The following is a 22628-nucleotide window of genomic DNA, read 5'->3' on the forward strand; positions in this document are numbered from 1 at the left end:
TTCCCGGTGTTCGTAGCGGCTGAATAGTCCCCGGTGTTCGTAGCGGCTGATTGGTTCCCGGTGTTCGTAGCGGCTGAATAGTCCCCGGTGTTCGTAGCGGCTGATTGGTCCCCGGTGTTCGTAGCGGCTGAACGGTTCCCGGTGTTAGATTCTTTATTATCTTTCCAATTTACTTTATCAAGAATAAATTTTACTCCTGCTTCCACAAGTCCTTTCAAACCGATTTCGGCAGAGATATGCAATTTGGAGCAAGCAACTTTGGACTCATCTCCATCTTTATCTATATTTCCGCATCCTTCCACTATACAATATCTACTCGAACCTTTTTCGCTAGATGGCGGATAATACCCTAATACGTCTAAAGGATTCTCACAAAAATGAAAACCATTTAAACAGGCTTCAATTTTTCCTTTTTCTTCGAACTCTTTTCCTACCTCATATTGGTAGTTTCTACATTTAAGGTCTTTATCAAACCCCTTAAATCCTGTGATTGTTTCAGACATGATTATATATTATATTAAAGTGGTTATTTGCGATTTAGAATTGCTTCTATGTCACTTTCACGATATAATCTTTTCCCTCCAACCTCTATTTTACGGAGATAACCTCTTTTATCCCAACTCCATAAAGTTGATGGGTCAACATGAAGTTTTTTAGCAACTTCTTTTATTGTTAAATATTTCTCTTCCGGTCTAATAAATGATTCTTTGACCCCTTTTATTGATTTTTCAATCAAATGCTCCGCAAAATCTTTTAAGTCTTTACTTTTAATTTTCAAAGTAACATCTGCGCCACTATCTAATATTTCTGTAATTCTCATAATTCCTCCTATTCTTTTTATTGAACTTCTTTATAACTTCTTTCTAGTAACATTACTATAGTAAGAACTACCATTATAACGGCTGATATAGTCTCTTTAGTAGTTATTTCCAATTGCGTCGCTAAATGCATAGACATCCCCAAAGCAATGACCGCAATTACATTTTGTATTTTATGAATTGTTTTCATAGAATATATTTTATATTAAATTTAGGCAGCAAACACCAAACTCCTGCCTCTTTCAGGGTTAATCGTCCGTATTGATATTCGAATACCAGAACGCATCCTCAACCTTCTCATATCTGTTTGGATATCAGGAAACAATGCGATGATTAAAAACCAAAGAGAGAAAAATAAAGAAAGACCATGTTTACGTATCTCTTTCAAATCAAAATTTCTTTTTGCTCTATCACAAAGTAGATATAGAGTAAGTTCAACATTATTGTTTATACCTAACTTTTTATGAATGTCTCTAATTTGCGCCTTAATAGTCCAAATAGACTTTTTAAGTAAATCGGCTATTTCATCTGGGGTTTGCCCTTTAGCTACTTCGTTTGCTACTTGATATTCACATTGTGTCAAGGTTCCCATTATGAGACACGTTTTATATTAAAAAACTTAACTTTCCCTTTAAAATATTTATCTCCGTCAGTTTCTATTTCAATACCCTTTCTTCTCAATCGGTAACGAGCAGAACTCATTACACGGTCATAACAATCGTCCGGGATTCTAGCTTTTTTCCCTATTTCCATTTTAGATATAGAATTTACCCAGTCACTCGTTATTGTTTTTATTCTTTCTCCCATAAGATTAATTTATTAGATTATTATTAGTGGACGGTAGAGGAATCGAACCTCTCTAAAACGTCTTTATGTCGTTTAGTTCCATGCAACCGCCCGTTTCCTGCACCAATAAGATGCAGGACTTGTCATTACTACTAATACCAAAAAGATGTACTATCTTCACAGACCGTACCCCAAAATCACAAAAACACTATAGAAACGTGCCCTACCCGATTCTCACTACCGGATGCCAGTTTTAAACTGTCAGTAGGGCTATATTTTAATTTAGCGTACGGACGCCTAATCCCGTTTTCTTACTGATAAAGACGATTTTTCGGACTATATAATACTCGTAAAGCTTTCTACCCAATCGTAGCATGCCCACCATAAAAACAGTGTTCCCTATTTTTTGTGCTTCGTTGCACGTTCATAGATACAGGTTATATTTTTAGCTGTATCTACGCTTCACAAACTTGTCAAAGAGCTAACCAATTGTACTTGCGTAGAATATTCTCTACGTCTACGCAAGCTTTAGACCAAATCCGCCCGACTGGTTTCCCTTACTATCAGCGCTGAACATTGTAGGAGCCTTATGTCGGATTATGAAGACCACCTTTTAGCGGATTTATATCTTATTTCCAAGAGCTATCGTAGTTAGTATATTTATCAGCAAAGAACGCCTTCAATACATTACCTTCTCTTTTGGGGAACTCCGGCTTATGAGACTTCTTTTCCTCTTCAACCTCTCTATATTCTTTCTGTTGCCTCTTTGCCAAGAACCAAGCCTGTTTCAATGCTTCACTCAAAGAGATATGACGATACGCCTTCAAGATGTGAGCGTGTTTCATTATCTCACTGTTATTGAATTTACCATCTTTTAAAAAACTGAATGCGTTCATCGTCTTACCTATTTTTAGTTATGTAAAAAATTTGTTTTTATCGCTCAATCTTTGCATCTTTGTGGTGTCGATTGATTGATTGACGATGCAAATATACAGAATAATTCTTTTAATCAATACAGAATATAAAGAAATATTCTGTATAAAACATTATTTAACGATTAGAATAGTTTGTACCTTATTATAGTATGAAGAAGGAAAGTTGGGCTTTAGTCTTGAGTGGCATTGCAATTGCTATAAGTATTGCTACCGCATGTTTCTGTATATTCAGAATAAACCGGACACAAGGACAGTGGAGAATTAATAGAGATATTGAATTCAATGAAAGAATAATCATGTTTGCAACAAGTAGATGACAAATAAGAAAAACGTTATAAGATATATAAACAATATTCCGGCTATCACTGACATTGTTTGCTGATTGAGGTTAAACATACAATAGATTAGTGCCGGAGATGTTATTGTAGCCTCTACTATAACTAATTTCTTGAAAGCGTAATTTACATCTTCTAATTTCATAGTAATAAAGTAAAGCGACCAATTCCAAAGTTGCGGTTGGAAAGGCCTAATAAAACAAAATACCGCAATACATAATTATTTGAAACAAAATATCCGCAATAGGTTGCAGCTACTACGGATACCATATATTAAACCTCTTATGAGGAAGTTTAACCACTTTGTCTCTGTAACATCTGCAACTTGTTACGATACAAATATACAGAATTATTCTTTATGGAAAAAGAAAAAGTCATTAAAATAATGGAGGAAATAATATCTTATCTTGGATTAAATCCTAAACAATTTGCTGAATCTTTGGGATTCGATAGACCACAAGCAATATACGACGTATTGAATCCTTCCAAAAAGGTTGGGATTAGTAAAAATATGGCGGAAAAGATAAGCTCTAAATATCCTTATATAAGCAAGGCATATCTTCTCACTGGAGAAGGCAACATGATAATCAAAGAAAACAAGGGTAATGTAGCCCAAGAAAATTCTGGAGTAATGAATTATCTAACTATGCCCGAATCCGGTACACAAAAAATTATTAAGCCCACCGGAGAAATTGAAATACAGCGATTAGACCCAAGCGACAAATCAAACCCAGGAGAGCTCGATAGGCTACAACAGCGTATTCAAGATTTAGAAAGAATTATATCTGAAAAAGACGCTACAATAAAGTCTAAAGATGATTTAATATGTGTCCTGAAAGATATGCTCAATAGGCAATAAGGTATTAGATTCTAGGTTTGGGGGCATGTGTAAAATAATACAACAGGCAAGTTAAGAAAAAATCAATAGAATCTACAGAAAAAAACTATGAATATAAAAAGAAACTGCATACTCCTTTTGATAAAAAAAGTAAATCCACTCTCCAATGTTTACTCTAGAAGCAAAACAAAAGGATATATTAGAGCACCGCATTGCAGTTTATTATTTACGAACGAAGTACTGGAAGAGTTATAAATATCACAGATGTTGTGCAATCGTTGTGCAATATATATAAACTAAAAATCGCAAACCATTAATTAATAACGGATTGCGATTTTCTTATGCAACCCGGTCAGGGTCACTGTGGAACTGATGATATCCGGATACTTAAACATAGCACTGCCTATTAGCAAAATTAGAACGACACAGGCTATCACCGAGATTCCCCAACGGATAATCCATGCCGGAACAGCACTCAATACTTCATTGAATTCCTCGCTTCTTAACTCTATTTCCTGTTTCTTGTCTCCCATACGCTATACTCCGAGTTCCAGTTGATTCTTCACCAATGTGTAATATGCCTCTTTCTTTGCCGTCAGCTCCTTATGGGTACCCGACTCAATTACTCTCCCAGCTTCCATCACGACGATATTATCCGCATTCTGTACCGTACTGAGCCGGTGTGCCACCACCACAACCGTCTTACCTTTATAAAACTGAGTCAGATTATCTAGGATAATCCTTTCATTATTGGCGTCCAGAGCATTAGTGGCTTCGTCAAAGAATAGAAACGTCGGGTTCTTATAGATAGCACGGGCTATTAACAACCGTTGCTTCTGCCCCTGGCTCACACCGTTTCCTTCCATACCAATCTTGCTGTTGTACTTTTGCGGGAGTGATTCGATGAATTCTTTGATATTAGCCATCTCCACAGCCTTCAACAGTCTCTTTGTATCTACCGACTCCTCACTGATAGTAATGTTTTTCGCGATAGAGTCAGAGAAAAGAAAACCATCCTGCATTACAGCACCGGTATTTTGTCTCCACAGATGGGGGTTGATGTCTTTAAACGAATAATTGCCCACTTTTATGTCTCCCTTTACCGGCTCATAAAATCCTAACAGAAGCTTGATTATAGTTGTCTTGCCGCTACCGCTAGCGCCTACAATAGCAGTCACTTTGTCGTGAGGAATGGTAAGATTCAGATTATCCAGCACATAATCCCTTTCCGCACCATCGTAACTGAAACAGACATTCTCCATCCTAATATCCCTATTTTCCGGCAGCACATTTATCTTATCATTCACCGATACGATTTCTTCCTCTTTGTTATTAATCTCATTGAGCCGTTCAAGACTAATTTTCGCATCCTGCAATGATTGACTGAAATTTATCACCTGACCGATAGGACCGGATAATTGTCCGATGATGTAACTGATGGACATCATCATGCCCAAGGTTATATCCCCGTCCACCACTGCTTTTGCCGATAAGAAAGAGATAAGAAGCGATGTCGTCTGGCTGAAAAATATGGAACCGACCTGTTGAGTTTGCCCCAATGCGGTACCTTTGATACTTATCTTGAACAGTTTCACTTGTATGGATTCCCATTTCCAGCGCTGTTGTTTCTCGCAGTTGTTCAGCTTGATTTCCTGCATACCTGTAATGAGTTGCACCATGTTACTTTGGTTGGCGGAGGCCTGGGCGAAACGGGCATTGTCCAGTTTACGGCGATAACGCATGAAAGACAGGATCCACAGTACGTACAAAGTATTTCCTAACAGAAAGACGATTAATATGGTCAGATTATAGTACGCCATGATACCGGCGAAAATAAAGAAGTTGAAGAAGGAGAAGAGGGTGGACAATGCCGTTCCGGTCATAAATGATTGGATACGCCCATGGTCACCAATCCGTTGCAGGATATCCCCAATGTTTTTCGCATCAAAAAAGCGGATAGGCAGTCTCATCAGTTTGGCGATAAAGTCGGAAATCAAGGTAATGCTTATCCGGGTATTCATGTGCAGGCTAATCCAACTTTGAATAAAGCTGACTCCCGTCTGGGTGACTGACAGAACCAGCTGTGATATCAGTATCAACGTGATAAAGTTCAGGTTATTGTTTCCGATACCCTGGTCGACCATGGCTTGTGTCAGAAAAGGAAGGATGAGGGAGAAAACACTGCCCAATAGCATACCAATCATCAGTTGGAATAATTGGGATTTGTACGGGAACAGATATCGCAGATAAAAAGAAAGGTTTTTCTTTTGCTGCTCCTGATCGTCTATATGTTCGTAAAATTCAGGGGTGGGGGTCAATAATAGAGCAAATCCAGCTTCCTGTCCTTTATCTCTGGTACTAATCCAGCACTTTTCAAATCCTGTTTTGCCAATGGAATACTTCCCTTTGTCGGGATCAGAGATGCTGAATGAGTACTCTTCTGCTATTTTAGAAAAAAAACTCCTCTTCTTCCTGATATCATACAACACTACAAAATGATTCAGGTTCCAATGAAGAATACAAGGCAGTGGTACATCCTCAACCAGTTGCTGAAGGCTGATACGCACTCCCTGCGTTCTCATGCCAATACTTTCGGCAGCATCACTGATACCGAGCATGGACACCCCCTGGCGAGTAATGAAACTCCTTTCCCTCAGATTTTGAAGGGAGTAACTGCGACCGTAGTATTTAGCGACCATACGCAGACATGATGGACCACAGTCCATCGAGTCTAGTTGCTGGTAGTGAGGAAAAGATTTAATCATTGACATGGGGCAAATATTTTATTCGAGCTATCCAACTCGAATAGAATCTACTCATAAAATTGTATACGATTAGTTCATACTGCCTATTTTTTGAACGAAACAATCGAATTAACATCATATGTATATAGCTGCTTAGCAGTATTTGCATTTCTCTACTATCATTCGCTCCAATAAGTTGCTGTACAACAGATTTAAGAGCATTTGAACGGAATTTTAATATGTCATACAATGCCTTATACCCTTCATCTACTTTTTTATCCCAGAGCACTTCTTCCAATTCATGAGAGTATTCCCGATACATCACATTAAATTGCTTGGCATTAAACTCATTAAATCCGAACTCCATTTTATAAGATTTATCCATTGATTCAAGAAATACTTTTCTCTGTTGTAAATCATAGGTAAAGTCTACAAGCAAGCTATCAATCATCTTCGCAGCTATTAACCATCTGGCAGATTGAGGCATACCTTCCAATATTCTCAACAATTTCAATGTATGAGTGCTATCTATGCAAAACAGGGTTTCTGTCAATTCCATCAAATGTCCTTTATATCTTTCTAATTCCCGATTATAGGTATCCAGTTGAATCTTCCATACCCTATCATTTTCCACAACTTTGTTGAATTGCTTATAAAACAATCGAAGTATTTCTCCAATAAATTTACAATCTTTTACTAGAATTCTTATGCGTAAATGAAAATCCGGATCTGAATATCGGATAAAGAACCATTTTTCCATATATTTTTTTCTTTCCAAAACCAAAATTATCTTAGTTAACTCATTCACTAAAATTTTATCTGCCGTATTACTGCCAGTATATACTTTGATATATATCCATTCGCTTCCTGGTATAAATGACCTTTGAATCTTACTCATCATTTTTACTCCTTATAAAATGCAACAATACATTCATTTAGATACTTTCCATCCGTTCCTTTAACAACTAACTCATCTTGGGCGAAAATAAATTCCAATAGCTGAAATACCGGACACTTTTTAACCACAGATAAAAAGGCACGGATGCTACAAGTACTATGAAAATCAATAAATAGTTCATTATCACCTTCTGCCAATAAAGCTGTTACTGGGATATTTCTTTTCATACGCCACACTGCAACGTTATCAACCAAATCAGCATCTGGCGACTGAAAAAAAGCAATGATTTCGTCTTGCCTGACCCTCCATGAAGCAAGAGACAAAATAGAGTTACCATACCTGATTCTGGGCTTATAATCTAAATGTTTTGCCAGTTCTCCCCAACCAATTCCAAAAGTCGTTCGCTTTCCTTGATGTTGCATATCGCATAAAAAACGGTAAACAGGTAATGTATCATTGTAATAATTATGAGCAGTCGTTAGGCGAGGAAATATCTTTTTATTCAGTCTTTTAGAACGAAGCACCAGCTTACCCCCTTTGCATGAAAGCATCAAATCGTCAACATAGATTTTATTTGCTTCGGGTAAATCCGAACTGGTCAGATAAATAATCTCATGCTCCCGGATATGCGGCCGAGACAATATATTTCCAACTCTTGAACCAGGCAAATGAACTATCTCCGCCAATATACCATCTGTCACCAGTTCATTCTCTTTTTTAGAAATATTTTTTACTAATTCCTCCATTTCGGAATCTAAATGGGCAAAACGCGATAATAGATTGGCTGCAGAATCACCCCCAATACTTTTTATAAACAAAAAAGGAGTTCCATTTTCCTCTTTGGTTACTTGAAACATTGTAAATAAGGTATCAGGAAATCCGTTCCAATTTTCCGGAACTGATTTAAATTCTTCCGAATGAAATACAATTTCATTCGCTCCCTCCTTCAATGCTTTCAATAATCTTTCCAACAACAATGTTTGTACATTTGTCATGGCTTTGGCAGTTTGTTGTTTTCGCACAGGCAATATCAAATTATCAACAATAGGAGAAATATCCCCTATTCCATGCCCTATCGGATAACCAATTCCCAATTCAGAATCCAATACCATCGCCAAAGGAACTTCACGTTCTTCATATCGTTCATAAAAAGCTGTTCTGAAACTGTCCAACGGCGATGTTCTCGCTTCTCCCATTTTACTAAAAAATGAAAGTATCGACTGTAATTCTGCGATTATGTTTTTCCCCAAAGTGGCAACCGCACTTTTCCGCACTGCATCCACCTGAAAAAGATAGTTCTCCGTATATGGAACCGGAAGTTCACTAACGATATCCACAATCCTATGATAATCAGTCAATGAATAAGACTTCCCCATATCTATCTTTTTCAGTAAATCATTGATGTTGCACAAAGAACCCAGTAACTGACGAGTACTATCTGCCAAATTCATCTTACTTAAAATCGTAATTATTTTATTCAAATAAGCTTCACCTGTAATGCTTACATCCAATTCGCTCACCAACAACTGCGATTGAACAAGACTTTCTATAAAAAGCTGAGCTTCCGATTCTTCTATTCCCTGCTCTTTTAAATAACTCTCTATTTCTTTTATCATGATTCCGGATGCCGCCTTCTTCAATATAACATCTAAATATTTAGAACGCTCAACAGACGAAATTGTGTGCATACGCCTTTTGTTTAAATACTTATATTCAATATAGCGCATACACTTACCTACTTTATAAAGCGTATTATTTGAATAATAGCGTACTTCTCTTCTTATATCCGGCAGATATCCAAGAAACTGCGCCAATGCACACAAATAATACATATCAAGCCGCGTGCATCTGTCGATTTCATCAGTAATGTCGAATTGAGTAGTTTCATCAATTTTACCTACCGAGCAAGTGGCAAATAATCCGAATGGAGTACAACGAGTGGACATTCGACTTAGATACTTCACAAGCGAGGTTTCAATTTTACGTTTTTTATCCTCTTCTTTGATTTCACCGTTAATCAGTTTCTGAAGTTCTTTATATAAATCGGGAGAACCCACGTAAACAGTTTCTCTAATTCGTTCGCCTGCAAGCAACTCTAAGAATTCTCCTTCCATATCAAAAATCTCCATCAGTCGATCCACAGAAAAAGCCGGTAAACGATAAACAAATTTCTCAAAAGGTTGAAACATACTATTCTTTTTTATTCCACCGGTTTTACGGTATATCCCATTTTTCTTAACTGATTGATAAGCCCTGTTTCTCCACAAAGATGTAAAGCTCCTACAGCAATAAAAGAAGGTTCTTTTATTATTAAATCAGGAATTTGTTGTATCCATAGCTGATTCCTTTCATGAAGAGTTATTTTCATTTGATTTTTCAAATAATCTATAGCCAAACTATCTGATTTATAGTTCCGAAAATCTATTTCATCTAATTCTTTTGCACACTCCTCCACCAACCATAGATCTTGTTTATTAAAATAGGCCAGTTTCATTGTTTGAATGATTTTCTCTCGTTGTCTTTGATAATCTTCTTCTGAAAATTGATTACTATCTTTCTTAAATTCCTTCAAAAGTTCTATTAGACGAGTCGTACTTTCCATGAGTGTTTTAGGAAGAGAATCGGTATTCCAATAAGTTCGAAATAATAGTTTTTCTCTTATTTCGCGTGTATCCAACCCCCTGACTATATATCCGTTTTCTGTAGCTTTATCACAGAGATATGAATCCAAAAAACTTCCTTCACTTTTCGTTGAATCGGTATGGTGTTCCTCCCTTATATGCTCTCTTTTGGATGTTATCGCACAAAACAAGTATAAATAATTGGGACTTAGCTTTACTTCGTCAGCTTTACCATTGAAATACTTTAAAGTAATAGAGTCTAATAGGTATAAATCTTCTTTATTTAACATTTTGGAATAAGTGGAATCTATAGGTAGAAAACGATCTCCATATGAATGCTGAAAAACGTCTTTAACTATCGATATATCAACTTCTGTAACAAACTGAGAAGTTGCATCAAAAGAACGATAAAAACCAGGAATCTGTTTCAGAAAAGTTTCAAAATTACGTTCTTCGATCGGATGGAATGTGCCAAAAAGAAAAGAGGATTTATCTAAACCATTACCGGAAATTTCCCATAATAGTCCGTTGCTTTTTTGTTGACATAAAGTGAATTGACAAAGTATGTAGAAATATACGAAAATATATACACTTGTTTTTATCATAGCATTCCATATTTTAATTATTATCATACTTATAAACTACTTTTCCAAAACGAGGTATCCCATGAAATGATTTCCTTAAGAATTCATTTACACTATTATGATTATGTATAGAGTCAATTATAATAGCGAAATTTCCATTCGTATAATCCAAAATTGCTTTTTGTAAATCCATGGTAACTCCAATACAATTCCCTATAATCGACACGTTTCTTGATATAGCTTCGGACAAACTAAACATGTAGTTTTGAGACTTCACCCAATTATCTTCTTTATATAAAGAATGCTGAGAATATAGTCCACACGTTATATACTTTCCATTATAGTTTATCCTTGGTATTAAATAACTTAAATGAATATCGAAAAAAGGATCAAAAATAACATCGAATAATGTCTCCCCAATAAAATCTTTTAGTTGTTTCTTGGATAGATATTGTTTGGGAATAAGAATCAGTTTTTCTCCCATAGGATGCTTTGCCGTAAACTCAACATCAGATGAAACAACCCATATACAAACATCATATTGTTGTAATGCATTAATTATAGCCAAAGATGTGTTGGAACTTCCTGCTGTTACTAATACGTTCATTCCTTTCTGGAGATTTGCTTTACGTATCATGCTATAAGCGGTCTGCGCAGCAACAGAAAAAGACGCAGCAATTTCATCCGTCAAATTATTAGGTATACTAATTAATTGATCCTCATTAAAAATTTGAAATCGTTGAGAAGCATAATTTGTTATAATACCACCATAACTCCCATCATTTCTATATGGATATGCATTATTAGGAATAACACGATCACCTATTTTTAAACTCTTTACTTTCTTACCAATATTCAAAACTGTGGCTACAAAATCGGAGCCAAATAGAGAATAAAAATATCGGCTATTTTTACTCAACATATTACATCTATCATTAAATTCCAGCATTATAGCTTTATCTCTATAGTTGCATGAAAAAGCATTGACTTGTACACTTACTGCATATTCAGTTAATCGTTCTTCATTCTTCACCTCAATATCTAATAGACCAATATTGATGTTTTCTCCACAAAGTATGAAGTTATAATATAAATTATTGGGGTAAATATCCCGAATAATAGGATTACATATTGCTAATGTTTCCATTGATTGATTTTCTATTTCTTGTTTATAATAATAGGCAACTAGTCCATTCTCTATTACTCTCACCCTCCGTTAATTTATGAATTAGGAAACCCGAAAATCCTAAAAACAAAGAAGGATCATGGAAAAAATGTACATAAAGTTTTTTCTGAAGGTATAAAGAATATTTTTCAAAAAAAACAGATTCTGCGACATCTGACCAAAAGTCTGAAGCATCTTTAAATCTCGAGTCTGCGGTTAGTGAGTAAATTTGAGCATAAATAATACTGCGTGAAATATGTCCATGACAAAGTGTTAGCTCTCCATTGAGAGAACCGCTTCTTTGAATAGTCTTTTGTAGAATCGGTAGAGCTATTTGTATATAATCACTATTTTTAAGTATAATACCTGCTTTCAGAATTGCATAGGCAGCAGATAAGTCTCCATAACACCAAGCAACAGAACTTTCTTTTTTCCTTTGCATCTTATTAATATTACTTATATCTACATATGAAGGGAAAGTATACATCGAGTCATGTTCTTTAAAACTAAATAAAAGATCAATTATTTTTTTTATCACAGGGGTAATATCATCATTAATTATATCTTTTTCCTTGATAATAAGTAAAAATAAAAGTAATCCTGTTATGCCATGTGGAACGCCCAAATTTATTCTTTGGTATCTATTCTTTTCATTTTGCCACTTTTGGCACCAATTACTACTCATACATTTTCTTTCCAATATTTCCACAAAAACATAAATCTGTTTTTTGAGTTCTACATCCATAGGCTCCGTTTGAATAAAATAAAAAAGCAAGCCTAAAGCTCCATCAAAAAAATCTAAATTCTTTTTACTTAATTGCAACTTTAACTCTCGAAAAAGTATTTTATTGGCGTCTTTTATCCACCTGACTAATTCATCATCTTGTCTACTCTGTAATATTATTTTTATTATCCAAGATATACCGCATAATCCATACCCAAAAGAGTAATTATCTTTAATATTATCAATTATTTCTATTAATCTATTTTTTGTCTCATCCCAATATTTGTTTTCACCTGTAATTTGATAAAATCTAAAAGATGCCAAAACAATTCCCGTTCCTCCCACTATAATACCAGCGGAATGTTTCTCATATTGCTTCTGCTTATTAATTTCTATTAACAAATGGTCAAATATTGTATTCAAATTTCCTATACTATTTATGTCGGTAATACACATAATTTTCCTTTCTAATTTGAGAAAGAAAGTGTGTCTTAAGTTTGTAACTCATTATCGTCATTTCAAGATTAAAGCAAGAGCCACCTCTTTGTATAAATAGAAAAAGAGGGGGGATATTCTAAATAACAGAAAAAATAAGTCTTTCAATCTTCGACACACTCTCTTTATTAATGCATTTTAAGGAGTAACATAAACTTCAGGCAATAAACATCCACCAGCATATACTTCTTGTGAGATGCCATCATTATTATTGTTTGTATCAAAATAACCATCTATTATTTCATATACAAGCGCAGTGTATTTAATCGATTTCGAGATAATTTGCGACCAACTACCTCCGCGTATTGCTCCCATTTCATAATCATTCAGATTCACAATTTCTTCCTTTTTGAGGACTAATTTTTTAAGCTTTTTCTTTTCTTCCATAATGTTACATTTTAAAGATTAATAATTATTTAAAAACCGGAATTCTTTTACTTTAAATAGACTTCCAATATCTTATTTTTCATTTTAATATCTTTATAGCGATTGCGATAAACTACCCGACTATTCGCACTCAGCTTTTGCCGCAATTCATCGTCTTGTAGAATTTCTAATGTGCGCTTTCCCAATTGCTCTATCTGTAAGTTTTGTTCGGAGGTAGCTGATAAAGGTTCCTGTTCACCACATACTTTATAGCCATTATAACCTGATTCTATCATTTCTCCAATTCCTGCCGAATCAATACCTACTAAAGGTATTCCATGCATCATCATCTCAATAGCTACATAACTACATTGTTCATTGAGCGAAGGATGAACACCCACATCAGCTATTTGATACAATTTATATAAAAAACCTTTATCTACTCTCCCTGTAAAGGTAACCCTTCCGTAAAACGATATGCACTCCTTTAGAAATCTGTCATAATTGCCACTTCCGGCAATTATCAAATGTACATCGGAAGAATGAACTACTATTCTTTCAAAAGCTTTCAAGAGTAGCAGAAGCCCTTTTTCCTCATCCAATCTACCTACAAAAAGAACTATTTTCTCATTTTCGTTAAAAGACAGTTCTTTTTTTATTGCTCGCTTTTGTCTTTCATCTACTATTACAGCTTCATCCTTTAAACCATTGGAAATAAAAGTTAGTTGTTCTTGATGGATTTCGTACTCTGTTTGCAATATATCAAAGGTGTAAAACGATAAACATACTATATTATCTACCGACTGACACATAGCTTTCGTCCTATAATAATCATCATAAACAGACTTCTCTGTGACATCCGTCCGCTCCATTTCTTCTTTTTGAATAATCTTTTTGAAGCAGGCTTTATCACCTTTTATCAAAGTAAGCCATCCCATATAATGAATTGTAAAAACAATCTTACATGAAGGATATAATTTACGCAGATATGGCACTAATGAGTCGTGCTGTAAGTAATTCAGATGAAATACATTGTCTTCATCTTTATCTATTTGCGACTTTAATAAACAACTGACAGCCAAATTATATAGTTCCATTTTCCCCGGTTGTAACTGCCAATATGGAACCAAACGAGGAGAGGGAATTTTAATCGTTCGTATTCCTTCCGACTCTACAATTGAGAACTCTTTTTCTATGGATTGTAATTCTACCAAAGACAAGCGTACATCTCGTTCTCCTTTGATACATTCTGTCAATTCACGGATATAAGTACCAATACCGTAATCCCCAGCACGACTGTCACTACTAAAAAGATAAATATGTTTCATCTGTATAATGTTTTTAAAGCTAGTCCGGCACAACCGCCGTCCAGCCCTAACGGTAATTTCAGAATATCAATAGTTTCATTCAATTGAGGTGGAGTAATTACATCTAAAGGCGAAACAGACTTCAAAGGTAGTCCGGCTTTTTGGACACTCTTCTCTAATGCATATATATACATATTATCGAATGGACGTGTAGTTTGTCTTTTTTCCGCAAATGAGAGTCTGGCTTGTACATAACACCGGACTCCCTCAAGACCTGTACGAAATGAAAAGTCAATCATTCGCATAGGATCTCGTTCCATGATTTTATAGTCAATATCATTTAGTACCTCGTCGGCATCACCATCCAAAAAGTCTTGTTCCAACAACGTACATATTCCCCATGCAATACCACAAAGTCCTTTATCTATAGTAATAGGCATATTATCATGGAGATTGTCACAAATTTCGTCCATTAAGTTTCCCGCCAATACCTCGTACAGAGAGTCTTTTTTATATCGGGCATAATGATAGAAAAAAAAGGCAATACCCATTTTCCCATTTAGTAGGCCTATATCATGCACAGTAATATTCTGTATGGTCAAATGATTCACAATACGTTGAAGTAAATCACATTCTTTGGTTTTATCTTTAATGTTCATTTCATTTTTTGATTTTAACTTAATATCATTTAGTTTGATAATAAAAAATTACAATATAAGTAATGATAAAAAATAGGGCTTACGTCCAGCTCTTCATATAAGAAAATACTCCTATATGTTTTTTTATTAATGATGTCAGTTCTTCTTTCGTCTTATTACATGTGTCCAAAAGTACTTTTTGATTCTGCATAGTTCTTTCTCCATGATTCACTCCCGTTTCCGCTACTCTTGGATGATAAAGGTGATAACAAGGTCCTTTAACTCTACCAACAAAATGTCCCAGTATCTCCATCCTTTTTACTCTTTCTATATCTTCAGGTCCCCAGCCATAAAAACCTTCGTTTTCTCCACCTGCTAATAAATATTTCTCTTTGTTCACCAGAAAAGCTCCACCTACTGATGGACGTCTCATTAATAAAACACCTGATGATAACGACAACACTTTACTTCCATTCCTTATTAAAGTACTTTCGTCCTTGTTTAACAGACGAAATTCACCATTATAGGGAAAACTCATAACATTACCATTTTCTATCATTTCGATTGCTTCCACCAATTGTTTTTGTTGTACTATAATGTCTGTATCCCAGACACCTACAATTGGATATTCTGCATTGATTAACAACTGATTCAAAAAATGAGTCCGATAGAAAACAGTCTCTACATCCTGAATAAACCGATAGCGTACCCTATTATGCAGTGGACAATGAAAACGCTGTTCACTATCCGCTTCGATAATATCTATATGGACAAAAGGTGATTGCAACAAATACCATAATACATATCGCAAATTTTCTTTGCGTTCTACCGAATCTATTCTTACCGGTATGACTATACTGACAGAATCAATCATTTCGTTAATTTTAAAGTTAATATTCCCATTACGGTATCTTGTAACTTTTCTACTTTGGCATTGAGTATATTCAATCTATGTAATAGAGTGAGTATAAAGTATGTTTCATAGAAGTTGGATTTGCGAGAACCATCCCGTATAGCTTCTTCTATCCAATCAATGAGGTAAATCACATGTTCTTTAAGAGTCAATACAATCCTTTCTTCGGATTCCGTTCTGTAGTGTAGTCGACAATACAAATAGTAAACCAATCCCAATATACCATCGTCAATGTTTAATCCTTGCAATGTACGTCTGTTTATTTCATTCAAGACAAGAGTATCTATATCCGATAACACCTCATCCGCTTCCCCTTCAACGATATGATTCTGCAATAGATATTCCAATCCGTATCCCACACCGCACAATCCTTCTCCGTATGATAAGGACGAATTCCGGTTACATTTGCCTAAAACGGTATTTAATAAACTTTCCGCCAGTGACTTCCATTTGGGTTCTTGTGTCTTCTGGTATAATGAAAAAAATGACATAACTTTTCCCATATTGCCATTCATTCCAATTGTATTTGAAAATGAACCGTCGATAACATGAGCTTCCGATACGCATAAAGATTCAAACGTGACAGCATTTACATGCTCTAGCAAAGAATAATCATCTTTATATAATTCTTTAATTCTATTTATCTGCTCGGGCGTAACTTCAATTTTACTTTTACGAGTTTGATTGTTTTGTTTTTTTAATGTTGGTATTCCACTTTGAATAAGAAAATGATTCAGTTCACTCATCCGAACAATACAATCAACATCCAAGGCTTTGTAATAATCCGCTTGTTTTCTTATGTGTTCGTCCTGCATCGTCGGATCGGATTTGCCAAGCTCAAACTCTACAAATTCTAGAAATCTTTCAAATGAATTATCTTCATACAAACTGAGCCAATTGAAATAAACTCTCCAATTCTCTTCTTGCAGGAACCACTTATAGTTTGAAACCAAACGTTCCACAGGATCTCTCCACACGGCAAACTTTAATAATTTCCCATACTTTTCTTCATAGTCAAGCATTTTTAAAACAGGAATCAGATAGCCGTTTCGAGGCGAATACCCCACTCGTGTATGAATCTCATTTTCAGATAAATCCTTGTCTCCTTCTTTAGCATATATAGCAATATTCTTCAAATATGTAGAAGCATTCTTTGAAATACAAACGAAAGCAGCTTTGTGTTTTTCTATCAAGCAAAAATAGTTCTGAAAAAAAGGACTATGATATGCTTTTTGAAAGTCAGTTCGTTGAGTCATATTACAAATTATTAATAAGGTTCATATTCTTTATATGACAAATTTATTTATCAGACTGATAATTGGATGTATCGTAAGTACGTCACGAGAAAATAATGATACATAGTTTGTTACTTTTGAGAATTATGTCCTCGTATATGTTAATTATAAAGCTTTACACAGTACTATAGCAGTTTCTTCAAATTTTGAATTGAATAAAATTATTTATCAATGCATTTCATATATTTGCGTATTTTTCATTAAGGAATTATTTTCTATCAGACAAATATAAGGTTCTTTTTTATGTTTTACAATCTTTTCAGGGTGACAAAATAAAAGAAGAAAAACATATTACTATTTTATTCACAATCTTCATTTTAGCTATTTATTATTCTGTCTGGAAAAGCGAGAAAGGTAGACAGAAAGTTGAGTATTCTCTTCTATTTTTAGCTTATTTCTTATTCTGTTTTTATATTTTTTGATTGTATTTACTTCGAGACTCAATATTTCAGACTGTTCTAAATTACGTAGTCTGATGTAAGTAAGATAGCAAACTTTCATTTCCTGAGATGTTAAACCAATAGGACTAAGCAGGTCACTAATATCACCATAAAGTATATTAATGGCAGCATACAAAAGCAACCAATGTGCCTCATTTCTGAGTTGATTATATCTACGCTTTTTTAATAACAACAAAAGTTCCAAGCCTATTATTAAAAATAATTCATCTTCTTCAAACTCACTTATTATCGCAAAATGCGAATTGAGTTTAGCTTTTAATTCACGATTACGGTTTACTAAATCTTGATTTAACACATCTCTATTATCCAAAAGTTTTATAAATTCAGATATTCTTTCTTCTAATTTGATATTTTTCTCCTCTAAATTTTCCGATAGCATAATATAAGTTTTTACAGGTATTGATATTGGTGTCTTTTATATAAATACACTGCAGAAGAAGCGTTCCCTTACATCGAATAGTTATAAAAATTTAAATATAGTGGTAGAAAACGAATGCATTCCTTATCATACTCATGAAATTCCTAAATTACAAGTCTGAGTCTCACCGGTAATGTTCGTTAATCCATAGACATTGTTTAGACAAACAGGACGTAAGTCCCCATTAAAATTCCACTCAGATGCTTAATATGACTTAAATTCTGACTAAAATGAATTTGAATTGCATTTATATTTTTCATAAAAATATTTTTTTGATAACAAAGGGATGGATTATAAAATAGGAAAGCTTGAATATGTTTTTTGAGGTTATTTCTTCTTTAATTAAAACACCTGATTTTACATCCAATAATGTAAAATTAGGTGTCATTTTCCCAAATCATTGATAATCAATGTTTATCGCGGAGAGACAGGGATTCGAACCCCGGGTACCTCGCAGTACAACGGTTTTCAAGACCGCCGCAATCGACCACTCTGCCACCTCTCCAAAACCTCCTTGTCAGAAGTACTTTCCGTTGAAAGCGATGCAAAGGTACGAATCATTTTTAAATCTGCAAACAATCTGGTATTTTTTTCATGAATTAATCGTATTTTTGTACCCCATTATAAGCAATAAAAGTATGATATACCCTCAAAATTTTGAGCAAAAGATAGGATTCGACCAGATAAGACAGTTGCTAAAAGATAAATGCCTTAGCACTTTAGGAAAAGAGCGAGTATCAGAGATGAGCTTTTCCGGAGAATATGAAGAAGTGGAGGAGAAACTAAATCAAGTCACAGAATTCGTCCGTATCATTCAAGAAGAAGACAGTTTTCCCGATCAGTTTTTCTTTGATGTCCGCCCCTCGTTAAAACGAGTGCGGATAGAAGGCATGTATCTGGATGAACAGGAGCTGTTCGACCTACGCCGTTCACTGGAAACCATCCGGGATATCGTCCGTTTCCTCCATCAAGACAAAGACGAAGAAAGCGGCACTCCCTACCCCTGCCTGAAACGATTGGCAGGAGATATTGCCGTATTTCCCCAATTGATTGGCAAAATAGACAATATCCTGAACAAATACGGGAAGATAAAAGACAATGCCTCTGCAGAACTGGCCCGCATCCGCCGGGAGCTGGCCAACACAATGGGAAGCATTTCCCGATCATTGAACAACATCCTGCGCAATGCACAATCCGAAGGATACGTAGATAAAGACGTAGCTCCCACCATGCGGGACGGGCGCCTGGTAATTCCGGTCGCACCGGGACTCAAACGAAAAATAAAAGGAATCGTCCATGATGAATCCGCAAGTGGAAAAACCGTATTCATCGAACCGGCAGAAGTCGTAGAAGCCAACAACCGCGTCCGCGAACTGGAAGGAGACGAAAAACGGGAAATCATTCGCATCCTTACCGAATTCTCCAATATCCTACGTCCCTCGATACCCGAAATACTCCAATCGTATGAATTTCTGGCGGAAATCGATTTTATCCGTGCGAAAAGCCATTTCGCCATACAGACCGACAGCCTGAAACCCACCGTCGAAAACACACAGATGTTAGACTGGACAATGGCCGTACACCCCCTGCTACAACTTTCACTGGCAAAACATGGAAAGAAAGTAGTCCCTTTGGATATCGAGCTGAACCAGAAACAACGTATCCTCATCATCTCCGGCCCGAATGCCGGCGGCAAATCAGTTTGCCTGAAAACAGTAGGCCTGCTACAATACATGTTGCAATGCGGCATGCCCGTACCTCTGCATGAACGCAGCCATGCAGGCATCTTTCATAGCATTTTTATAGATATCGGCGACGAACAGTCCATCGAAGACGATTTAAGCACCTACTCCTCACATCTGACTAACATGAAGATAATGATGAAAAACTGTAACGGACAAAGCCTTATTCTAATCGATGAATTCGGAGGAGGGACAGAGCCGCAAATCGGAGGCGCCATTGCGGAAGCCGTTCTGAAACGCTTCAACCAGAAAGGCACGTTCGGGGTGATAACCACCCATTACCAAAACCTGAAACACTTTGCAGAAGACCATGAAGGCATAGTCAACGGAGCAATGCTCTACGACCGCCATTTGATGCAAGCGCTTTTCCAATTGCAAATCGGGAATCCGGGAAGCTCATTCGCCGTAGAAATCGCCCGAAAAATCGGACTCCCCGAAGACGTGATTGCAGATGCCTCGGAAATCGTCGGAAGCGAATACATCAATGCCGACAAATACCTCCAAGACATCGTACGAGACAAACGCTACTGGGAAGGAAAACGCCAGACCATCCGCCAACGGGAAAAACACATGGAAGAAACGATAGCCCGCTACCAGGCAGAAATGGAAGAACTGCAGAAATCGCGAAAAGAGATTATCAAACAAGCGAAAGAAGAAGCCGAACGAATATTGCAGGAATCAAACGCACGCATCGAAAACACCATCCGAACGATAAAAGAAGCACAAGCGGAAAAAGAAAAAACCCGTTCGGCGCGCCAAGAACTGGCAGACTTCCGCACATCCCTGGAAACATTGACTTCCAAAGAACAAGAAGAAAAAATAGCGCGGAAAATGGAAAAGCTGAAAGAGAAACAAGAACGGAGAAAAAACAGGAAAAACGAACAGAAAATTACCGCACCTCAAACGGCGGGCATTTCTAAAACGGCTCCTGTCACAATCGGTGACAACGTGAAAATCAAAGGACAAACCAGCATCGGACAAGTTGTGGAAATCAACGGCAAAAATGCGACAGTCGTTTTCGGAAGCATCAAAACAACCGTCAAGTCAGACCGGCTCGAACGTACGAATGCAACCCCCAAAACGGAAAACATCGCCAAAAGCACCTTTGTCAGCAGCCAGACCCACGACCGGATGTACGAGAAGAAACTCAATTTCAAACAAGACCTCGATGTGCGCGGAATGCGTGGAGATGAAGCCCTGCAAGCAGTCACCTATTTCATCGACGACGCCATACTAGTGGGAATGGACCGCGTACGCATCCTTCACGGGACCGGTACGGGAATCCTCCGCACACTCATCCGCCAATACCTGTCTACCGTACCGAACATCCGCCACTATGCCGACGAACACGTCCAGCTCGGAGGCGCAGGAATCACGGTAATCGATTTTGACTGAACAGACAAACAAAATGTTGAAAAACCTTGTTCCCATCCAGGAAACCGCTACCTTTGCGGCAGCGGTTTCCCAAAATGAAAATAAAGCATGAAAAATAACCTGCTCACCGAAAAATTAACCTACACAGGAGACAGCCTCACTCCTACCCATATTCACCTCTGCACCTACAATGCTACCGAGATGCAGGAAAGTTCCGGCGACACCTTCCAATCCGTAAAAAACACCCTGGACAATACACGAATCAACTGGTTGCAAGTGCACGGATTGGAAAACACCGAAACAATCCGCGATATTTGCAGTCACTTTGAAATCGACTTCCTCGTATTGCAGGATATACTGAATGCCAATCATCCCACCAAAATAGAAGAACACGACAAATACATCGTCCTAATCCTAAAACTATTCCGTCCCGACCGTCAAGAAGAAGACGGACCGGACGAACTGCTCCAGCAACAAATCTGCCTCATTCTCGGTGGCAACTACGTGCTCACCTTCCTTGAAAAAGAAACCGGTTTCTTCAATGATGTCAGCATAGCCTTGCGCAATGACGTATTGAAAATACGCAGCCGGCAGACAGACTACCTTTTAAGCGTGCTATTAAACAGCATAATGGCGAATTACACATCAACCATATCATCCATTGACGATGCACTCGAAGATTTGGAAGAAGAGCTGCTCACTATCACCGATGAAAACGATATCGGCATACAAATCCAGTCCCTCCGGCGTCAATACATGCTGATGAAAAAATCAGTCCTGCCGTTAAAAGAACAATACATAAAACTGTTACGGGCTGAAAACCTGCTCATCCATAAAGTAAACCGGGCATTTTTCAATGATGTGAACGACCACCTGCAATTCGTGTTACAGACCATTGAAATATGCCGGGAAACCCTGTCTTCCCTAGTCGACCTTTACATATCCAACAACGATTTGCGCATGAATGACATCATGAAACGCCTGACCGTCGTATCAGCCATATTCATTCCCCTGACTTTTCTAGTCGGGGTATGGGGCATGAATTATAAATGGATGCCCGAACTCGACTGGCAATACGGTTACTTATTTGCATGGATTGTAATGGCAATTATCGGTATTATCGTATATTTGTACTTTAAAAAAAAGAAATGGTATTAATTTAGTCAACATA

22 protein-coding genes and 1 tRNA gene are annotated in these 22628 nt (G+C 36.6%); 3 read left to right on the forward strand and 20 right to left on the reverse strand.

Annotated features, from left to right (window positions below; genetic code table 11):
* The 6 genes from Q5076_RS01935 to Q5076_RS01960 form a co-directional block, all read right to left on the reverse strand.
* A partial coding sequence (locus Q5076_RS01935) for a hypothetical protein (protein WP_303010545.1) occupies positions 1 to 503 on the reverse strand: 503 nt, incomplete at its 3' end.
* A 23-nt stretch (positions 504 to 526) separates the two neighbouring features.
* Complete coding sequence (locus Q5076_RS01940) at positions 527 to 820, reverse strand: helix-turn-helix domain-containing protein (protein ID WP_303010546.1); 294 nt, start codon at positions 818 to 820, stop codon at positions 527 to 529.
* A gap of 17 nt (positions 821 to 837) precedes the next feature.
* Complete coding sequence (locus Q5076_RS01945) at positions 838 to 1008, reverse strand: hypothetical protein (RefSeq protein ID WP_303010547.1); 171 nt, start codon at positions 1006 to 1008, stop codon at positions 838 to 840.
* Positions 1009 to 1029: 21 nt separating this feature from the next.
* Positions 1030 to 1410 carry a helix-turn-helix transcriptional regulator gene (locus tag Q5076_RS01950; RefSeq protein ID WP_303010548.1) on the reverse strand — a complete coding sequence of 127 codons (381 nt, stop codon included), beginning with the start codon at positions 1408 to 1410 and terminating at the stop codon, positions 1030 to 1032.
* Positions 1410 to 1625, reverse strand: a complete 216-nt coding sequence (locus tag Q5076_RS01955; RefSeq protein ID WP_303010549.1) for a hypothetical protein — start codon at positions 1623 to 1625, stop codon at positions 1410 to 1412. The genes Q5076_RS01950 and Q5076_RS01955 overlap by 1 nt, the downstream gene beginning before the upstream one ends.
* Before the next feature lie 608 nt (positions 1626 to 2233).
* A complete protein-coding gene (locus Q5076_RS01960; protein WP_303010550.1) occupies positions 2234 to 2500 on the reverse strand; it encodes a hypothetical protein in 267 nt (88 codons plus the stop codon).
* A gap of 732 nt (positions 2501 to 3232) precedes the next feature.
* Between Q5076_RS01960 and Q5076_RS01965 the strand changes: the two genes are divergently transcribed.
* Positions 3233 to 3733, forward strand: coding sequence for a hypothetical protein (locus Q5076_RS01965; protein ID WP_303010551.1), 501 nt, complete (start codon positions 3233 to 3235; stop codon positions 3731 to 3733).
* 296 nt (positions 3734 to 4029) lie between these two features.
* Here the strand turns inward: Q5076_RS01965 and Q5076_RS01970 are convergent, their stop codons facing one another.
* From Q5076_RS01970 to Q5076_RS02035, 14 genes are all read right to left on the reverse strand, one after another.
* Positions 4030 to 4245: a hypothetical protein gene (locus Q5076_RS01970; protein WP_303010552.1), complete on the reverse strand. Its 216-nt coding sequence runs from the start codon at positions 4243 to 4245 to the stop codon at positions 4030 to 4032.
* A 3-nt stretch (positions 4246 to 4248) separates the two neighbouring features.
* The gene (locus Q5076_RS01975) at positions 4249 to 6477 is read right to left on the reverse strand and encodes a peptidase domain-containing ABC transporter (protein WP_303010646.1); all 2229 of its coding nucleotides are present in this window, start codon (positions 6475 to 6477) and stop codon (positions 4249 to 4251) included.
* Positions 6470 to 7357, reverse strand: a complete 888-nt coding sequence (locus Q5076_RS01980; RefSeq protein WP_303010553.1) for a thiopeptide-type bacteriocin biosynthesis protein — start codon at positions 7355 to 7357, stop codon at positions 6470 to 6472. The genes Q5076_RS01975 and Q5076_RS01980 overlap by 8 nt, the downstream gene beginning before the upstream one ends.
* Positions 7358 to 7359: 2 nt before the next feature.
* Entirely contained in the window at positions 7360 to 9543 is a 2184-nt protein-coding gene (locus tag Q5076_RS01985) for a lantibiotic dehydratase family protein (protein ID WP_303010554.1), read from the reverse strand.
* An 11-nt stretch (positions 9544 to 9554) separates the two neighbouring features.
* Positions 9555 to 10580 (reverse strand): TraB/GumN family protein, encoded by a 1026-nt coding sequence (locus tag Q5076_RS01990; protein WP_303010555.1) that lies wholly within the window; start codon positions 10578 to 10580, stop codon positions 9555 to 9557.
* A 13-nt stretch (positions 10581 to 10593) separates the two neighbouring features.
* Positions 10594 to 11769 carry a zinc-binding alcohol dehydrogenase family protein gene (locus tag Q5076_RS01995; protein ID WP_303010556.1) on the reverse strand — a complete coding sequence of 392 codons (1176 nt, stop codon included), beginning with the start codon at positions 11767 to 11769 and terminating at the stop codon, positions 10594 to 10596.
* Positions 11729 to 12871, reverse strand: coding sequence for a lanthionine synthetase LanC family protein (locus Q5076_RS02000; RefSeq protein WP_303010557.1), 1143 nt, complete (start codon positions 12869 to 12871; stop codon positions 11729 to 11731). The genes Q5076_RS01995 and Q5076_RS02000 overlap by 41 nt, the downstream gene beginning before the upstream one ends.
* Before the next feature lie 210 nt (positions 12872 to 13081).
* Positions 13082 to 13330 carry a class I lanthipeptide gene (locus Q5076_RS02005; protein WP_303010558.1) on the reverse strand — a complete coding sequence of 83 codons (249 nt, stop codon included), beginning with the start codon at positions 13328 to 13330 and terminating at the stop codon, positions 13082 to 13084.
* Between the two features lie 47 nt (positions 13331 to 13377).
* Entirely contained in the window at positions 13378 to 14637 is a 1260-nt protein-coding gene (locus Q5076_RS02010) for a TIGR04157 family glycosyltransferase (protein WP_303010559.1), read from the reverse strand.
* Entirely contained in the window at positions 14634 to 15275 is a 642-nt protein-coding gene (locus tag Q5076_RS02015; protein WP_303010560.1) for a hypothetical protein, read from the reverse strand. Before Q5076_RS02015 ends, Q5076_RS02010 begins: the two co-directional genes overlap by 4 nt.
* A gap of 79 nt (positions 15276 to 15354) precedes the next feature.
* Complete coding sequence (locus Q5076_RS02020; protein ID WP_303010561.1) at positions 15355 to 16128, reverse strand: galactosyltransferase-related protein; 774 nt, start codon at positions 16126 to 16128, stop codon at positions 15355 to 15357.
* Positions 16125 to 17423: a sulfotransferase family 2 domain-containing protein gene (locus tag Q5076_RS02025; RefSeq protein WP_303010562.1), complete on the reverse strand. Its 1299-nt coding sequence runs from the start codon at positions 17421 to 17423 to the stop codon at positions 16125 to 16127. The genes Q5076_RS02020 and Q5076_RS02025 overlap by 4 nt, the downstream gene beginning before the upstream one ends.
* A gap of 360 nt (positions 17424 to 17783) precedes the next feature.
* Complete coding sequence (locus Q5076_RS02030) at positions 17784 to 18302, reverse strand: hypothetical protein (RefSeq protein WP_303010563.1); 519 nt, start codon at positions 18300 to 18302, stop codon at positions 17784 to 17786.
* 459 nt (positions 18303 to 18761) lie between these two features.
* Positions 18762 to 18846: transfer RNA gene (locus Q5076_RS02035), tRNA-Ser, on the reverse strand.
* A gap of 133 nt (positions 18847 to 18979) precedes the next feature.
* Between Q5076_RS02035 and Q5076_RS02040 the strand changes: the two genes are divergently transcribed.
* Positions 18980 to 21478 carry an endonuclease MutS2 gene (locus Q5076_RS02040; protein WP_303010564.1) on the forward strand — a complete coding sequence of 833 codons (2499 nt, stop codon included), beginning with the start codon at positions 18980 to 18982 and terminating at the stop codon, positions 21476 to 21478.
* An 87-nt stretch (positions 21479 to 21565) separates the two neighbouring features.
* The gene (corA, locus tag Q5076_RS02045) at positions 21566 to 22615 is read left to right on the forward strand and encodes a magnesium/cobalt transporter CorA (RefSeq protein WP_303010565.1); all 1050 of its coding nucleotides are present in this window, start codon (positions 21566 to 21568) and stop codon (positions 22613 to 22615) included.
* The last annotated feature ends 13 nt before the right edge of the window (positions 22616 to 22628 follow it).

The sequence above is a fragment of the uncultured Bacteroides sp. genome, from assembly GCF_958445495.1.
GTDB lineage: Bacteria > Bacteroidota > Bacteroidia > Bacteroidales > Bacteroidaceae > Bacteroides.

What these genes read in the sequence shown, in the direction of transcription:
- Q5076_RS01940 (WP_303010546.1), bottom strand. Translation starts at nt 820, where the DNA reads ATGAGAATTACAGAAATATTAGATAGTGGCGCAGATGTTACTTTGAAA.
- Q5076_RS01945 (WP_303010547.1), bottom strand. Translation starts at nt 1,008, where the DNA reads ATGAAAACAATTCATAAAATACAAAATGTAATTGCGGTCATTGCTTTG.
- Q5076_RS01950 (WP_303010548.1), bottom strand. Translation starts at nt 1,410, where the DNA reads ATGGGAACCTTGACACAATGTGAATATCAAGTAGCAAACGAAGTAGCT.
- Q5076_RS01955 (WP_303010549.1), bottom strand. Translation starts at nt 1,625, where the DNA reads ATGGGAGAAAGAATAAAAACAATAACGAGTGACTGGGTAAATTCTATA.
- Q5076_RS01960 (WP_303010550.1), bottom strand. Translation starts at nt 2,500, where the DNA reads ATGAACGCATTCAGTTTTTTAAAAGATGGTAAATTCAATAACAGTGAG.
- Q5076_RS01965 (WP_303010551.1), top strand. Translation starts at nt 3,233, where the DNA reads ATGGAAAAAGAAAAAGTCATTAAAATAATGGAGGAAATAATATCTTAT.
- Q5076_RS01970 (WP_303010552.1), bottom strand. Translation starts at nt 4,245, where the DNA reads ATGGGAGACAAGAAACAGGAAATAGAGTTAAGAAGCGAGGAATTCAAT.
- Q5076_RS01975 (WP_303010646.1), bottom strand. Translation starts at nt 6,477, where the DNA reads ATGATTAAATCTTTTCCTCACTACCAGCAACTAGACTCGATGGACTGT.
- Q5076_RS01980 (WP_303010553.1), bottom strand. Translation starts at nt 7,357, where the DNA reads ATGATGAGTAAGATTCAAAGGTCATTTATACCAGGAAGCGAATGGATA.
- Q5076_RS01985 (WP_303010554.1), bottom strand. Translation starts at nt 9,543, where the DNA reads ATGTTTCAACCTTTTGAGAAATTTGTTTATCGTTTACCGGCTTTTTCT.
- Q5076_RS01990 (WP_303010555.1), bottom strand. Translation starts at nt 10,580, where the DNA reads ATGATAAAAACAAGTGTATATATTTTCGTATATTTCTACATACTTTGT.
- Q5076_RS02005 (WP_303010558.1), bottom strand. Translation starts at nt 13,330, where the DNA reads ATGGAAGAAAAGAAAAAGCTTAAAAAATTAGTCCTCAAAAAGGAAGAA.
- Q5076_RS02010 (WP_303010559.1), bottom strand. Translation starts at nt 14,637, where the DNA reads ATGAAACATATTTATCTTTTTAGTAGTGACAGTCGTGCTGGGGATTAC.
- Q5076_RS02015 (WP_303010560.1), bottom strand. Translation starts at nt 15,275, where the DNA reads ATGAACATTAAAGATAAAACCAAAGAATGTGATTTACTTCAACGTATT.
- Q5076_RS02020 (WP_303010561.1), bottom strand. Translation starts at nt 16,128, where the DNA reads ATGATTGATTCTGTCAGTATAGTCATACCGGTAAGAATAGATTCGGTA.
- Q5076_RS02025 (WP_303010562.1), bottom strand. Translation starts at nt 17,423, where the DNA reads ATGACTCAACGAACTGACTTTCAAAAAGCATATCATAGTCCTTTTTTT.
- Q5076_RS02030 (WP_303010563.1), bottom strand. Translation starts at nt 18,302, where the DNA reads ATGCTATCGGAAAATTTAGAGGAGAAAAATATCAAATTAGAAGAAAGA.
- Q5076_RS02040 (WP_303010564.1), top strand. Translation starts at nt 18,980, where the DNA reads ATGATATACCCTCAAAATTTTGAGCAAAAGATAGGATTCGACCAGATA.
- corA (WP_303010565.1), top strand. Translation starts at nt 21,566, where the DNA reads ATGAAAAATAACCTGCTCACCGAAAAATTAACCTACACAGGAGACAGC.